Annotated in this window: 14 protein-coding genes; 3 read left to right on the forward strand and 11 right to left on the reverse strand. The window is 70.6% G+C overall.

Annotated elements, in window-relative coordinates:
- Window positions 1-273 precede the first annotated feature (273 nt).
- On the forward strand, window positions 274-549 hold the full coding sequence (locus HCN51_RS25090; RefSeq protein WP_168012134.1) for a type II toxin-antitoxin system Phd/YefM family antitoxin: 276 nt from the start codon (window positions 274-276) through the stop codon (window positions 547-549).
- A complete protein-coding gene (locus HCN51_RS25095; protein WP_168012136.1) occupies window positions 549-971 on the forward strand; it encodes a type II toxin-antitoxin system VapC family toxin in 423 nt (140 codons plus the stop codon). The genes HCN51_RS25090 and HCN51_RS25095 overlap by 1 nt, the downstream gene beginning before the upstream one ends.
- Here the strand turns inward: HCN51_RS25095 and HCN51_RS25100 are convergent.
- The 10 genes from HCN51_RS25100 to HCN51_RS25145 all read right to left on the reverse strand — a co-directional run bounded on the left by HCN51_RS25100 (window position 946) and on the right by HCN51_RS25145 (window position 11,711).
- Window positions 946-1,800, reverse strand: a complete 855-nt coding sequence (locus tag HCN51_RS25100) for a shikimate dehydrogenase (protein WP_168012138.1) — start codon at window positions 1,798-1,800, stop codon at window positions 946-948. The genes HCN51_RS25095 and HCN51_RS25100 overlap by 26 nt on opposite strands.
- 87 nt (window positions 1,801-1,887) lie before the next feature.
- Window positions 1,888-3,039 carry an endolytic transglycosylase MltG gene (mltG, locus tag HCN51_RS25105; protein ID WP_168012140.1) on the reverse strand — a complete coding sequence of 384 codons (1,152 nt, stop codon included), beginning with the start codon at window positions 3,037-3,039 and terminating at the stop codon, window positions 1,888-1,890.
- 211 nt (window positions 3,040-3,250) lie between these two features.
- Window positions 3,251-4,633 (reverse strand): endolytic transglycosylase MltG, encoded by a 1,383-nt coding sequence (mltG, locus tag HCN51_RS25110; protein ID WP_346433781.1) that lies wholly within the window; start codon window positions 4,631-4,633, stop codon window positions 3,251-3,253.
- A gap of 85 nt (window positions 4,634-4,718) precedes the next feature.
- Window positions 4,719-5,198: a Holliday junction resolvase RuvX gene (gene ruvX / locus HCN51_RS25115; protein ID WP_168012142.1), complete on the reverse strand. Its 480-nt coding sequence runs from the start codon at window positions 5,196-5,198 to the stop codon at window positions 4,719-4,721.
- 1 nt (window position 5,199) lies between these two features.
- Complete coding sequence (gene alaS, locus HCN51_RS25120; protein WP_080036972.1) at window positions 5,200-7,872, reverse strand: alanine--tRNA ligase; 2,673 nt, start codon at window positions 7,870-7,872, stop codon at window positions 5,200-5,202.
- Between the two features lie 163 nt (window positions 7,873-8,035).
- Window positions 8,036-8,269 (reverse strand): hypothetical protein, encoded by a 234-nt coding sequence (locus tag HCN51_RS25125; protein WP_080036971.1) that lies wholly within the window; start codon window positions 8,267-8,269, stop codon window positions 8,036-8,038.
- Complete coding sequence (locus tag HCN51_RS25130) at window positions 8,266-8,667, reverse strand: DUF948 domain-containing protein (protein WP_168012144.1); 402 nt, start codon at window positions 8,665-8,667, stop codon at window positions 8,266-8,268. The genes HCN51_RS25125 and HCN51_RS25130 overlap by 4 nt, the downstream gene beginning before the upstream one ends.
- Window positions 8,668-8,752: 85 nt before the next feature.
- Entirely contained in the window at window positions 8,753-9,556 is an 804-nt protein-coding gene (locus tag HCN51_RS25135; protein ID WP_346433782.1) for an oxygenase MpaB family protein, read from the reverse strand.
- A 277-nt stretch (window positions 9,557-9,833) separates the two neighbouring features.
- The gene (locus tag HCN51_RS25140; RefSeq protein WP_240973235.1) at window positions 9,834-11,075 is read right to left on the reverse strand and encodes a replication-associated recombination protein A; all 1,242 of its coding nucleotides are present in this window, start codon (window positions 11,073-11,075) and stop codon (window positions 9,834-9,836) included.
- A 156-nt stretch (window positions 11,076-11,231) separates the two neighbouring features.
- Window positions 11,232-11,711, reverse strand: a complete 480-nt coding sequence (locus tag HCN51_RS25145) for a DUF2231 domain-containing protein (protein WP_168012148.1) — start codon at window positions 11,709-11,711, stop codon at window positions 11,232-11,234.
- A gap of 168 nt (window positions 11,712-11,879) precedes the next feature.
- Between HCN51_RS25145 and HCN51_RS25150 the strand changes: the two genes are divergently transcribed.
- On the forward strand, window positions 11,880-12,800 hold the full coding sequence (locus HCN51_RS25150; protein ID WP_168012150.1) for a peptidylprolyl isomerase: 921 nt from the start codon (window positions 11,880-11,882) through the stop codon (window positions 12,798-12,800).
- 58 nt (window positions 12,801-12,858) lie between these two features.
- Here HCN51_RS25150 and aspS read toward each other — a convergent pair whose 3' ends face one another.
- Window positions 12,859-14,595 carry an aspartate--tRNA ligase gene (gene aspS / locus HCN51_RS25155; RefSeq protein ID WP_168012152.1) on the reverse strand — a complete coding sequence of 579 codons (1,737 nt, stop codon included), beginning with the start codon at window positions 14,593-14,595 and terminating at the stop codon, window positions 12,859-12,861.
- Window positions 14,596-14,619: the final 24 nt, after the last annotated feature.

Genomic DNA, 14,619 nt, shown 5'->3' on the forward strand with positions numbered 1-14,619 from the left:
ATGCGAAAAGCCCCGCACGTCGCGCATGCGGGGCCACTGAGCTCTGTGGCTTTCGTGGCCTCGAGCTCCCCGGAGTAGTCCGGCGTGATCCTGGACCCGGCCGCCTTTCGGCGACTCAGGTGGGAGGGAGACCTCCGCTTGCGCGTCCAGCAAGGCATGCCGGACCGATCAGAGAGCTACATTACCACAACGCTGAAGCTCCCTCGAATCATCCCGCCGCCCGGAGCTCCCTCACTAGGCTTCTGACCAGGACGTCAACCAGCAGGAGGGTATATGACCGCAGAACATGCCGAATCGACCACCTGGCAGGTTCAGGAGGCCGAGCGGCACTTCAGAGAGGTTCTCAAGAGGTCCCACGACGAGGGACCGCAACTCGTCGAGCACGGGCAGGATGTCGCGGTGATCCTCGACATGGAGGAGTACCGCCGGCTCACCGGCCAGGAACCGGAGCCGGACTTCAAGGAGTTCCTGCTCAGCGCGCCGGACTGGCCGGACGACCTGGAGATCCCGCGCAGCACGGGCCTTCCCCGAGAGGTGGACTTCAGCTGATGAGCGTCGGCTATGTCCTCGACACCAACATCATCTCGGAGGTGCGCAAGCCGCACGGCAACTCCGACGTCAAGGAGTGGGTGGCGGCCTCCCTCGGGCCGACGCTGTATCTCAGCGCCATGTCGATCGGCGAGATCCGCTGGGGCATCGAACAGCGCAGGCGCCGCGATCCCCAGCAGGCGTTGATCCTCGAACGCTGGCTGGCACGCCTCTACGCGTCCTTCGGAAGCCGGATCATTCCCGTGACCGCCGACATCGGCGAGGAATGGGGGCGCCTCGGCAACGAGCGGCCGCGAGGCAGCTCCGACATGCTGATCGCCGCCACGGCCAAGGTGCACGGCTGGAGCGTGGTCACCCGCAACGTGAAGGACTTCGCGGACACCGGAGTGACCGTGGTCAACCCGTTCGAACTGCTCGCCTGAGGATCTCCGCCTCGCCGGCCGCGCGCATCGCCTCCACCGGCACCTCCGTCACGCCGGTCATCAGCTGGACCTGGCGCACCGCCTGGTGCAGCAGCATCGAGAAGCCCCCGACCACGATGCCGCCCCCGGCCGTGACGGCGGCGGCCGCTTCGGTGGGCCAGGGCGTGTAGACCACGTCGAAGAGGGCCGGGACCCGGGCCAGCCGTCCCGCGAAGGCGTCCGCCGCTCCGCCCGGCAGCGTGGAGACCACCAGGTCCACGCCCGTGAACGCGTCGAGCTTGTCGAACGTCTCCACTGCCAGCGCCACCCCGAGGCGCTCGGCCACCGCCACCGTCTCCCCTGCCCGCGCTGGGTCGCGGACGAGGAGGGTGGCCGTGAACAGGCCGAGGTTGCGCAGCGCGGCCAGCGCGGAGGCGGCCGTGGCGCCGCCGCCGAGCACGGTGGCGGAGCGGGGCGCGGGCACCCCCGCCTCGGCCAGGGCCCGTTCGATGCCGTAGACGTCGGTGTTGTCGCCGTGGGCGCGCCCGTCGCGGAAGACGACCGTGTTGGCGCCGCCTACCTCGACGGCCAGGTCGGAGACGGTGTCGAGCAGGGGCAGCACGGCCCGCTTGAGCGGCATGGTGAGCGACAGGCCCGCCCAGGCGTCCTCGCCGGCGCCCGCCTGCCCGCGTACGGGCCGCAGCCGCGCCAGCAGCCCCGGCAGCCGCGCCTCGTCGCACTCGAACGCCTCGTAGCTCCACCCGTCGAGCCGCATCGCTTGGTAGGCGGCCCGGTGCAGGTAGGGCGAGAGCGAATGGCCGATGGGCGACCCCATCACCGCAGCCCGCATCCCCCACTCCTTCCGAACGAACGAAGACGACCTTACAGCGAGCGGCCGCCCGGAGGTCCGGGCGGCCGCGTCACGTGAGGCTCCTGGTCAGCCGCCGTTCGCGCGGTACTCGTTCAGCAGCTGGTTGAACTCCGCCTCGGTGGTGGCGAACTTGGTGACGTTGCTCTTGGGGTCGGTGGCGACGAAGTAGAGCCAGTCACCCTTGGCCGGGGCGAGTGCGGCCTGGATGGCGTGGTCGCCCGGGTTGGTGATGGCGCCGGGCGGCAGGCCGTCGACGTAGTAGGTGTTGTACGGGTGCCGCGTCTTGGTCTCGGCGTTGGTGGCGGCGGTGCCGTACTTGCCCAGCGCGTACATCGTCGTGCTGTCCATCTGCAGTTTCATCGGCGGCTTGCGGTCGAGCCGGTTGTAGATGACGCGGGCGATCTTCGCCATGTCCTCGGTACGGCCGGCCTCCGCCTGCACGATGCTGGCGATGACGATGATCTCGTGCGGCGTGTGACCGAGCGCCTTGGCCCCGGCTTCGAGGTCGGCCTGCTCGGCCGCCTGCTTGAACCGGTCGACCATCTCCGCCAGCATCTCCTTGGGCGTGGTCTTCGGCTGGAACTCGTAGGTGGCGGGGAAGACGTACCCCTCCAGCTTGCCCTTGGCGTACGGCGGCAGGTCGAGGGCGTCGACGTCCTTGGCCGCGGCGGCGAACTCCTTGGCCGGCTTGCCGGTCTGCCTGGCCAGCTCGGCGAAGGTCTGGGAGAGCCGCAGGCCCTCCTTGAGCTGCACGGTGGCGAGCAGCCGGTTGGCGGGGACGAGCGCCGCGGCGGCACTGGCGGCCGACATCTTCTTGCGCAGCTTGTACGAGCCCGGCTGCAGAGAGGCGCTCATGTTGGCGTTGGAGATGGCGTTGATGAACGCTTTGGCGCTGGCGACGACCCCCTGCTGCTCCAGCTCCTGTGCCACCTCGGAGGCGCTCTGGCCCTGCTTGATCTCGATGACGACCTCGCCGGTGCCCTGACCGGTGTAGTCGTCGGGCACGAGCGCGTCGCTGAGCCACAGGTAGCCGTAGTAGCCGCCGCCGCCGATGATGCCGGCCAGGACGACGAACGCCAGCAGCGGCGCGAGGAACCGGCCGCGGTTGCGGTTGCGGCGCCGCCTGCGCCCGCCGCGCTTGCCGGAGCGGGAGCGGCGCCGTGGCGAGCCTTCGTCGTCCTCGGCGCCGAGCAGGGTGTTCAGATCGAGATCGTTCATAGGTGCGCTGGCCAATCTCCCGGTACCGCCGGCCGGACGTCAAGCGGAACTGCCCAACCGGCTGGTGTCACCGAGCGGAACTGGGGGATCCGCCGTACGCTCTGCACCGAACGGCGGAGATCACTCTGAGTAGCCATGCTAGGGGACGGAAAGAGGACACACGCCCCACTTTGGGACCTTTGTGCGGGAACGAAGGGGGTCCCGTCGAACATCAGCTCGCCCCGAGGTTCTTGTTCAACTCTTCCCGGTATCTCACGAACTCGCTCTCTTTGCTGGTGAATTTGGTGATTCTATGCCGTGGATCCGTCGTCACAAACCACTGCCAATCACCTTCGGCAGGGTTCAGGGCCGCCATCAGCGCCTTCTCGCCAGGATTGGCGATGGGTCCGGGAGGCAGTCCTTTGTGGCGATAGGTGTTGTAAGGGGAGTTCACCTTGGTGTCACGCTCCGTGACCCGTAGTGTCCTCCGGTTCTGTGCGTACAGGACCGTGCTGTCGATCTCCAGCGGCATGTCCTTGGCCAGCCGGTTGTAGATCACCCGTGAGATCTTCGGATAGTCCTCGTCGGTGCCGCCCTCGGCCTGGATCATGCTGGCCAGCGTGACGACCTGCAGCGGCGTCAGGTTCAGGCGCGGCGCCTGCTCCTCCAGGCCCACCTGGCGCGCCGCGGCGGCGAAGCGCTCGGCCATGGCCGCCAGCACGTCCACGGCCGTGTCGCCGGGCTCGATCTCGTACGTGGCCGGGAACAGGAAGCCCTCCAGGCCCTTGGCGTACTCGGGCAGGCCGACGAGGGCCTGGTCCACGCTCTTGAGCGCCTGGAGCGTCAGCCCGGCCTGCTTGGCCAGGCGGTCGAACACCTCCGTCACCCGCAGGCCCTCGGGCACCGTCACCCTGCGCACGATCCGCGCCGCCGGGCTCAGCAGCAGGTCGAGCGCCGCGCCCGCCGCCATGCCCTTGCGCAGCCGGTAGTGGCCGGGCCGCAGCCGGTCGCTGACCGCACGGTCCTCCGCGACGTTCACGAACGAGCCGACGCTCGCCACCACCCCGGCGTCGGCCAGCACCGAGCCGATCGCCTCCGCGCTGGAGCCGGGCGCGATCCGCACGGTCACCGTGCCGGTGCCCGGCCCGTCGAAGTCGTCGGGGCTCAGGTACGGCCTGAGCACCACGATGGCGCCCGCGCCCAGGGCCAGCACCCCGGCCAGCAGGCCCGCGGTGAGCAGGCCAACCTTGCGCACGGCCCGCCGGCGGTGTGCGGCGGGCAGCGGGATGACCTCCGCCTCCGCCCCGGGCTCCGCTCCCGGCTCGTCCGGTGCCCCGGCCTCCGGCGGGCCCTGACGGGCTCCTTCGCCGAACGCCTTCCCCCGCAGGCCGCCTTCCTCCGGAGAGTGGCCCTCCGGAAGGCGGCCCTCTCGTGAGGGCCCCTCCGAGGAGCGGCCCTCTGGTGAGTGACCTTCCGGCGAACGTCCCTCCGGAGAGTGGCCCTCCTGAGAGCCGCCCTCCGGGTCCCGTTCCTGCGTGGAGCGGTCCTCCGAGGAGGAGGTGCGGAACGGGATCACGTCGCCGACGTCGTCCTCGTCCTCAGGTGTCCCGTTCACGAGATCACCTCACCGGCGGCGAGCGCATGCCCCGCCTCAGCCGCCCGGCGCGTCCCAGTGGGACGGACCCCCGTCGTCCGCCCGCTCATGAGGCAGGTCCGTCGGCCGCCGGTGGCGGTTCGACGGGCCTGCCTGGTGGTCTTTCCGTGGCGCGCTCGGAGTCGAGCGCGTCCTGCAGCAGCACGACGGCCGCCGCCTGGTCGACGACGCCGCGCTGCTTCCTGGCGCGTACGCCGCTGGCCCGCAGCCCGTGCTGGGCCGCGACCGTGGTGAGCCGCTCGTCGAACAGCCGTACGGGCGTGGGCGCGAGCCTGGCGGCCAGCTTGGCGGCGAACTCGCGCGCCAGCCCCGCGGCCTGCCCCTCGCGCCCCGACAGCGAGGTGGGCAGCCCCACCACGACCTCGATGGCCTCGTGCTCCTCGACGATCGCCGCGATGCGGGCGAGGTCGCCCTTGCCACGCCTGACCGTCTCGACCGGCGTGGCCAGCAGCCCGCTGGGGTCGCTGCGGGCCACGCCGATGCGTACGGAGCCGACGTCCACGCCGATCCGTGAACCGAACCTCATGTCAGCCGAGCTGCCCGGAAATCGCCTCTTCGACCAGGCGCAGCGCGTCGCCGATCGCCTCCGGCCGCGTGCCACCGCCCTGTGCGACATCGTCCTTGCCGCCACCGCCACCCCCAAGAGCCTTGGCGGCGACGCCGACCAGCTGTCCGGCCTTGAGCCCCCGCTCGCGCCCCGCCTCGTTGACCGTGGCAACCACCACCGGCCGGTCGGAGGGGGCGCCGGCGATCACGACGACCGCCGGCCTGTCGGCCGGGAACCTGCCACGCACATCCAGCGCGAGCTTACGCAGGTCATCGGCGCCGGTGCCATCAGGCGCGCGGTGTGTCACCACGGAGACACCCTGCGTGTCGCGTGCCTGGGACACCAGCTCGCCCGCCACCTGGAGCACCTGGGCCGAGCGGAGCCGCTCCAGCTCCTTCTCGGCGGTGCGCAGCCGGGTGACGATGCCCTCGATGCGCTCGGGCAGCTCCTCGCGGCGCGCCTTGAGCTGCTCGGTGAGCTGCGCGACCAGCACGCTCTCGCGCGCCAGGAAGCGGAAGGCGTCGAGGCCGACCAGCGCCTCGACGCGGCGCACGCCCGCGCCGACCGACTGCTCGCCCAGCACCTTGACCAGGCCGAGCTGGCCGGAGCTGTGGACGTGGGTGCCGCCGCACAGCTCGCGCGAGTAGTCGCCGATCTCGACGACGCGGACCTCGTCGCCGTACTTCTCGCCGAACATCGCCAGCGCGCCCATCGCCCTGGCCTCCGCCTGCGAGGTGTAGAACGCGTTGACCTTGAGGTCGTTGATGAGCACGGCGTTGACCTCGTCCTCGACGTCACGCAGCACGCTCGGCGGCACCGCGCCCGCGGAGGTGAAGTCGAAGCGGAAGCGGCCGGGAGAGTTCTCCGAGCCGGCCTGCGCGGCCGTCTCGCCGAGCGCGTTCTTGAAGCCGCGGTGGACGAGGTGGGTGGCGCTGTGGCTGCGCGAGATCGCGCGGCGGCGCTCGATGTCGATCTCCGCCTGCGCCTCGTCGCCGACCTTCAGCTCGCCGCTGCGGATCTTGCCGCGGTGCACGACGAGGCCCGCGAGCGGCGACTGCACGTCGACGACCTCGACCTCGGCGCCGCTGGTGCGGATCACGCCCTGGTCGGCGAGCTGGCCGCCGCCCTCGGCGTAAAACGGGGTGCGCTGCAGCACGACCTCGACCGTGGTGCCCGCGCCCGCCGCCGGGACGGGCACGCCGTCGACGAGGATGCCCACCACGCTGGTGTCGGCCTCGGTCTGGTCGTAGCCGAGGAACTCGACCCGCCCCGCCGACTCCAGGAGCTGCCCGAAGACGGAGATGTCGGCGTTGCCGGTCTTCTTCGCCTTCGCGTCGGCCTTGGCGCGCTGCCGCTGCTCCTTCATGAGGCGGCGGAAGCCCTCCTCGTCGACCTTGAGCCCCTGCTCGGCCGCCATCTCGAGGGTCAGGTCGATCGGGAAGCCGTAGGTGTCGTGGAGCTGGAACGCCTGGTCGCCGGAGATCGTGGTGCCGGACTTGCGCTTGGTCTCCTCGACCGCGACGTCGAAGATCGCGGTGCCGGTGCGCAGCGTGCCGAGGAAGCTCGCCTCCTCGGCGTCGATGACCGAGTGGATCTGCGGCGCGTCGGTCTTCAGCTCGGGGTACTGCTCGCCCATGACGTTGATCGCGACGTCGGTCAGCTCGTGCATGTAGCGCTCGTCGCCGGAGCCGAGCAGCCGCAGGTTGCGGATCGAGCGGCGCAGGATGCGGCGCAGCACGTAGCCGCGGCCCTCGTTGCTGGGCAGCACGCCGTCGGCGACCAGCATGGTGCCGGTGCGGACGTGGTCGGCGATCACGCGCAGGCTCACGTCGGAGCGGTGGTCGCGGCCGTAGCGGGTCTTGGTGAGCTCCGCCGCCCTGTCGAGGATCTTGTACGTGGTGTCGATCTCGTAGATGTTGTCGACGCCCTGGAGGATCGCCGCCATGCGCTCCAGGCCCATGCCGGTGTCGATGTTGCGGCTCGGCAGCTCGCCCGCCACGTCGAAGTCGACCTTGGAGCGGACCTCGCTGAGCTGGTACTGCATGAACACGAGGTTCCAGACCTCGAGGTAGCGGTCCTCGTCGGCGACGGGGCCGCCCTCCTTGCCGTACTCGGGGCCGCGGTCGTAGTAGATCTCGGAGCAGGGGCCGCCGGGGCCGGGCACGCCCATGTGCCAGTAGTTGTCCTCAAGGCCGCGGCGCTGGATGCGGCTCTCCGGCAGGCCGACCTTGTCGCGCCAGATCTCGAACGCCTCGTCGTCCTCGAGGTAGACCGTCGCCCACAGCTTGTCTTCGGGGAAGCCGAAGCCGCCGTCGGACTCGGACTTGGTGAGCAGGTCCCAGGCGAACGGGATCACTTCGGCCTTGAAGTAGTCGCCGATCGAGAAGTTGCCCAGCATCTGGAAGAACGTCGCGTGCCGGGTGGTCTTGCCGACCTCGTCGATGTCGGGGGTGCGCACGCACTTCTGAGCGGTGGCCAGCCGTGGCGCCGGAGGCTTTCGCTGCCCCAGGAAGTACGGCTTGAACGGTGCCATACCCGCGTTGACCAGGAGAAGCGTCGGGTCCTCAGCGATCAGGCTGGCCGAGGGCACTACCTTGTGCCCACGCTCCTCGAAGAAGCGCAGGAAGCGGCGCGCGATCTCTGCCGACTCCATTGTGGCCATCCTTTGCTGTAGTCAGTTGTTTCTAGCGTTGGCGATCGCCTGCTTCTGGCGCCGGCGATCGCCGCCGATCAGCGGGCCGCCGTCGTCAGCGGTCGCCATGGACGGCAGCCGCTGTCAGCAGTCGCCGCCAGCAGTTCGCCGCCAGCAAGCGCTGTCAGCGGTTGCCGTCTTCAGCGTTGTCGAGCTCGAAGCGTGCTCGCAACTCCGTTTCGCGCTCCGCGGCCTCGCCGAGTGCGTCGGAAGTAAAGTCTCTCACTCTCCGGAGCATCCCCGCCGCGCCGTCGGCCGTCCTGCGGGCGAGGTGGTCGGGGTGCAACGCCTGCAGCCTGCGCATCACCCAGAAGGCGAGGAACGCGCCGAGCGACAGGTAGAACAGCCTTCTTATCATCGCACTCGCCCCTGCCCTGACTGTCTCGCGCGGGGCCGGGGCCGGTTGACGCGGCGGGCCTCGATGGCGCGGCGCACGCCGTAGCCGAGCGAGGACACCTTGATCAGCGGGCCGGTGAAGATGGTCTGCGTGACCCCGCTCAGCTTGGCGGCGTGCCCGCTGACCTGCTTGACGTCCTTGGCGATGGCTTCGACGGCGACGAGCTGCCGGTTGGTCTCGTTGACCGTGACGCTCAGGTCGTCGAGCAGCGGCGCGAGGCGGTTGTTCAGGTCGGAGACCGCCTTGGTGGTCTCGGTGAGCAGCCTCGCGAGCTTGACGAGCACCATGGCCATGACGCAGACCAGGACCACCCATCCCGTGGCCGCGATCAGCCCGGCGACCTCTCCAGCGGTAAGCATCCGCTCATCTCCCTCGTACGCTGGGCCGGAACGGCAAGACCCTATCGCGTTCGAGTGACAACGTTAGTGGCGAACCGGACCTCGATCAGGCCGCCACGTCGGCGCCTGGCACTTCCGTGACCGCGCGCATGAGCCCGCGTGCCGCCCTGATCTCGGGCGCCACCAGCCGTTCCGGCATCGCCATGGCCGCCGAGCGCAGCGCCTTGAGCGCCGCGTCGGCCGCGAACTCGGCCGCGCGGTGGCCGCGGCAGCCGTACATCTGCCTGGCCCACGCGGGCAGTGTCGCGAACGCCAGCGCGCCCACGGCGGGCAGCGAGCCGAGCGCGAGCGGCGGCGCGGTGAAGGCCAGCCTGAGCGAGAGCTGCGGGCTGAGGCTGCGGCGCAGCGCGTCGCGCGCCTCGTCGGTGGCGGCCAGGTAGGGGCGCATGCCGGCCAGGTAGTCGTCCAGCTCCCCCGTGTCGCCCGGGACGTCGCCGAGGCCGACGAGGGTGGCGCTGCGGCGCTGCTCGGCCACGTACGCGTCGCGCTCGGCCGCGCTCAGCGGCACGCCGGAGCGCCGGGCGACCTCCAGGTACGAGGCGACCTCCACGCAGTGCACCCAGCGCAGGTTCTCCTCCTCGTTCACCCGGAACAGGGTGCCGGTGTCGGTGTCGAGCCCGATGAGGCGCGCGTGCACCCGCCTGGCCCGCTCGGCCGCGTGCTCGGCCTGCTCGCGGGTGCCGAACGTGCGCACGGCCAGGTAGTCGAGCTGGCGCCGCAGCCGGGCGCGGGCCACCTCGGGGTCGTCGAGCAGGCAGTTCTGGCTGATGCCGCGGATGGTGCGGGGGTGCAGGGACTGGAGCTGGAAGGCGCGTACGGCGGCCGGCCAGCCGGGCGTCTCGGTGTGCACTCGCCAGGTGATCGACCGGGGGCCGAAAAGGCCGCCGCGGGGGGTAACCGTTGCCTTCACACGGTGGTGATGCCCCGCGATCGCCGACTTAGTACGACTTTGCACGATCCGACGGCGAAACGTTACCGACGAGTACGAGGGTTCCGCGACCGGGAGGCGGGCGCGGTCCACCCGGAACCCGTGGACGGTGAGGTCGCCGCCGTTGCTGAAGACGATGCCGGCGTCGAAGGAGGCGCGGTAGTCGGTCATGAGGCGATCAACCTACCGCGCCCGGCGGTCAGGACTTGCGGAGGAAGTCGCGGATCTTCGCCCACCGCTCCGCCACCGGCGCCTCGGCCCCGTGCCGGGTCGGCTCGTAGTAGCGCCGATCGCGCACCTGCTCGGGCGCGTACTCCTGGCGCACCAGCCCGTGCTCGAAGTCGTGCGGATACTTGTATCCGTCGCCGTGGCCGAGCTTGGCCGCCCCGGAGTAGTGGGCGTCGCGCAGGTGCCCGGGCACCTGCCCGATCAGCCCCTTGCGGACGTCGCCGACGGCCGCGCCGATGGCCTTGACCACGGCGTTGGACTTGGGGGCCATCGCGCAGTGGATCACGGCGTGCGCGAGGTTGATCTGCCCCTCGGGCAGCCCGATGAGCTGCACCGCCTGCGCCGCGGCCACCGCCGTCTGCAGGCAGGTGGGGTCGGCCATGCCGACGTCCTCGGAGGCGAAGATGACGATGCGGCGGGCGATGAAGCGCGGGTCTTCGCCGGCCTCGATCATGCGGGCGAGGTAGTGCAGCGCGGCGTCGGCGTCGGAGCCGCGCATCGACTTGATGAACGCGCTGATCACGTCGTAGTGCTGGTCGCCCTGCCGGTCGTAGCGGACGGCCGCCTTGTCCACGGCCTTCTCCACGACCTCCACCGTGATGTCGTCGGCCAGCAGCGCCGCCGCCTCCAGGTAGGTCAGCGACCGGCGCGCGTCGCCGCCCGCGAGGCGTACGAGATGCTCCAGGGCCTCGGGGGCGAGCGTGGCCCGGCCGCCGAGGCCGCGCGGGTCGGACACCGCGCGCCGCAGGACGGCGCGCACGTCGTCTTCGGACAGGGACTCCAGCGTGAGCAGCAGCGAGCGCGACAGCAGCGGCGAGATGACGGAGAAGAACGGGTTTTCGGTGGTGGCGCCGATGAAGGTGACCCAGCGGTTCTCCACGGCGGGCAGCAGGGCGTCCTGCTGGGCCTTGTTGAAGCGGTGCACCTCGTCGACGAACAGCACGGTCTGGCGGCCGGTCATGCCGAGCTCGCGGCGCGCGTTGTCGATCGCGGCGCGCACGTCCTTGACGCCGGCGGAGACGGCGGAGATCTCGACGAAGCGGCGCTGGGTGACGTTGGAGACGACGTAGGCGAGCGTGGTCTTGCCCGTGCCGGGCGGCCCCCACAGGAACAGCGACATGGGAGCCTCGCTCTCGACCAGGCGCCGCAGCGGGGTGCCCGGGCCGAGCAGGTGCCGCTGGCCGATCACCTCGTCGAGCGTGCGGGGGCGCATGCGCACCGCGAGGGGCTGCGGGGTGGCCTCCTCAGCCGCCGAGTCGAACAGGCTATCCACAAAGCGAGATTACACGCTGGAACGCACCCACCGGTCCCGTCGAGCCACACGGGGCCGCCCGCCCGGAGACCCGGGGTCGCCGGCCCGGAGGCCCGCTCACGACCACACGGCCCTGGCGCCCGAGTCGCCGGACTGGAAGACGTAGGAGGCGCAGACGGCCGCCAGCGCCACCGTCAGCACGGCGAGGACCATCGTGACGGGCCGGCCGAAGCGGTCGCGGCCGACGGAGTCGCGGGCCGGGTGGGTGGCGTACACGAGCAGCAGGGCCACCGCCCCCAGCCCCAGCGCCGACGTCAGCAGCGGGGTGGCGAAGCTCTCGTGCGCGGAGATCCGGGCCGCCATCTCGCCCTCGGCGGTGCCGAAGCGGGCCTCCTTGAGGCTCTCGCCGCTCTCCTTGGCCGCGAAGACCGCCGCGGGAGCCGCCAGGGCCAGCAGCACGACCGCCCACGCCACGTACGGGCGCACGCGCGGCAGCAGCGCGTACGCCACCGCGACCACGACGAGCAGCGGGGTCAGCACCACGGCGAAGTGAATGATCAGTGGATGGGCCGGCAGGCCCAGGATCTGGTCGAACATGGTGGCCTCCTTGGTGCTCATTTCAACTACGTCCGCGGCCACCATAAGGTTCGCGACCCCAGCAGTCGCAGGTGCGGCTTTCGCCACTTACGTCCGTCACATATCGGAGGCCGGTAGCATTCGCGGAGTTGTTTGGTCATTCCTTGGCAAAGACGAGAGGACATAGCGGTGAGCGGCGACGACCGCCAGAACGAAGAGGACCGCCAGAAAGAGCTGGCGCGGGAGCACAAGGAGCGGCAGGCGAAGCGCGCGGCCGAGCAGAGCGCCAAGGCAAGGCGGAACACCTTCATCGGCGCGGCCGTGGCGGTCGTGGTGGTGGCGGGCGGCATCTTCGCCGCCACCACGCTGGTGGGCAACGACGGCGCGAGCAACGCGGCGGCTCAGCCGTCGGCCTCCGCCTCGGCCTCGGCCTCGCCCTCCGGCACGCCCGTCCTGCCGACGGCGCTGCCGAGCTCCACGCCCCGGAAGGCGAGCGACATCACCTGCACGTACAAGCGGGACAACTCGGTCCCGCACAAGTTCGTGGGGCTGCCGCCGAAGAAGCCCAACATGAAGCTCTCGACGATGACGATCAAGACCAATCACGGTGACATCGTCATCGACGTGGACCCGAACGCCACCCCGTGCTCGGTCAACTCGATGGCCTTCCTCGCCAAGAAGGGCTTCTACGAGGGCAACAAGTGCCACCGCCTGGCCAAGCCGGAGACCTCGGGCCTGTACCTGCTGCAGTGCGGTGACCCGCAGGCCAAGGCCGACGGCAAGAACAAGACCGACGGCCAGGGCAACGCCGGCTACGTCTTCGCGGACGAGGCCGTGGACGTCATGCCGTACAGCAGGGGCGTGGTCTTCCTGACCCAGCCGCTCGACGCGGCCGGGCAGAACAGCAGCCAGTTCGCCATCTCCCTGTCGGACGAGAACACCCAGCTGGAGCAGGTGTACTCGGTGCTGGGCGTGGTGAAGTCCGGCCTGGAGATCATCGACAAGGTGGCCGAGGGCGGCGTCATCGTCAACCCCGACGACATCACGGGCGACGGCGGCTCCACCGCGCCGAAGATCCCGGTCATCATCAAGAAGGTCATCCTGAAGTAGGGGACCTCACGCGAAAGGGCCGGGGCGGTCACCGCCCCGGCCCTTTCCTTCGTGACCGTTACGCCTCGGTCTTCGGCTGGGCGTCGACGCCCGCCTCCTTGCGCTGGTCGGCCGTGATCGGCGTCGGCGCGCCCGTGAGCGGGTCGAAGCCGGAGGCCGTCTTCGGGAACGCGATCACGTCGCGGATCGAGTCACCGCCGGACAGCAGCATGCAGATCCGGTCCCAGCCGTAGGCGATGCCGCCGTGCGGGGGCGGGCCGTACTTGAACGCCTCCAGCAGGAAGCCGAACTTGCTCTCCGCCTCCTCCTTGGAGATGCCGAGCACGTCGAAGACGCGCTGCTGCATCTCGGCCCGGTGGATACGGATGGAGCCGCCGCCGATCTCCATGCCGTTGCAGACCATGTCGTAGGCGTAGGCCAGCGCCTCGCCCGGGTGGTCCTGGAAGGTGTCGGCCCACTCCGGCTTCGGGCCGGTGAACGGGTGGTGCACGGCCGTCCAGCCGCCCTCGCCGTCCTCCTCGAACATGGGGGCGTCGACCACCCACAGGAACGACCACTGCGACTCGTCGATGAGGCCGCAGCGGCGCCCGATCTCCAGGCGGGCCGCGCCGAGCAGGTCGCGGGAGGCGTTGCGGGCGCCGGCGGCGAAGAAGATCGCGTCGCCCGGCTTTGCGCCGACCTTCTCGGCCAGCCCGGACAGCTCCTGCTCCGACAGGTTCTTGGCGACGGGGCCGCCCAGGGTGCCGTCCTCCTGCACCAGCACGTACGCCAGGCCCTTGGCGCCGCGCGAGCGCGCCCACTCCTGCCAGCCGTCGAGCTCCTTGCGGGTCTGCGAGGCCCCGCCGGGCATGACGACGGCGCCCACGTAGTCGGCCTGGAAGACCCGGAACGAGGTGCTGGAGAAGTATTCGGTCATCTCGACGAGCTCCTGGCCGAAGCGCAGGTCGGGCTTGTCGGAGCCGTAGCGGGCCATCGCGTCGGCGTAGGTCATGCGCGGCAGCGGGGTCGGCAGCTCGTAGCCGACGATCTCCTTCCACAGCCGGCCGATCAGCTTCTCGCCGACCGCGATGACGTCCTCCTGGTCCACGAAGGACATCTCGACGTCGATCTGGGTGAACTCCGGCTGCCGGTCGGCCCGCAGGTCCTCGTCGCGGTAGCACTTGGCGAGCTGGTAGTAGCGCTCCAGCCCGGCCACCTGGAGCAGCTGCTTGAACAGCTGCGGCGACTGCGGCAGCGCGTACCAGTTGCCGGGCTGCAGGCGCACCGGCACCAGGAAGTCGCGGGCGCCCTCGGGCGTGGAGCGGGTCAGTGTCGGCGTCTCGACGTAGACAAAGCCGAGCTCGTGCATCACCTCGTTGGCCAGGTAGGTGGCCTTGGAGCGGGTGCGCATCGCGTTGGCGACCTGCTGGCGGCGGATGTCGAGGTAGCGGTACTTCAGCCGCGCCTCCTCCGAGACGCCCACGTTGCCCTCGATCGGGAACGGCAGCGGCGCGGACTCGCTCAGCACCTCGACCCGCTCGGCCACCACCTCGATCGCGCCCGTCGGCAGGTCGGGGTTCTCGTTGCCCTCGGGCCGCACCCTGACCTGGCCGACGACCTGCACGCAGTATTCGGCGCGCAGGTCGTGGGCGTGGTCCTCCTCGCGGAAGACCACCTGCGCCGAGCCGGAGGCGTCACGCAGGTCGATGAAGACGACGCCGCCGTGGTCACGGCGGCGGGCCACCCATCCTGCGAGCGTCACCTGCTGCCCGGCGTGCTCCTCACGGAGCGACCCGGCGGTATGCGTGCGGATCACTGCACAATCCCTTCGTACGGATAG

Source organism: Nonomuraea composti, assembly GCF_012034275.1.
In the GTDB taxonomy this organism is placed as follows: Bacteria; Actinomycetota; Actinomycetes; order Streptosporangiales; family Streptosporangiaceae; genus Nonomuraea; species Nonomuraea composti.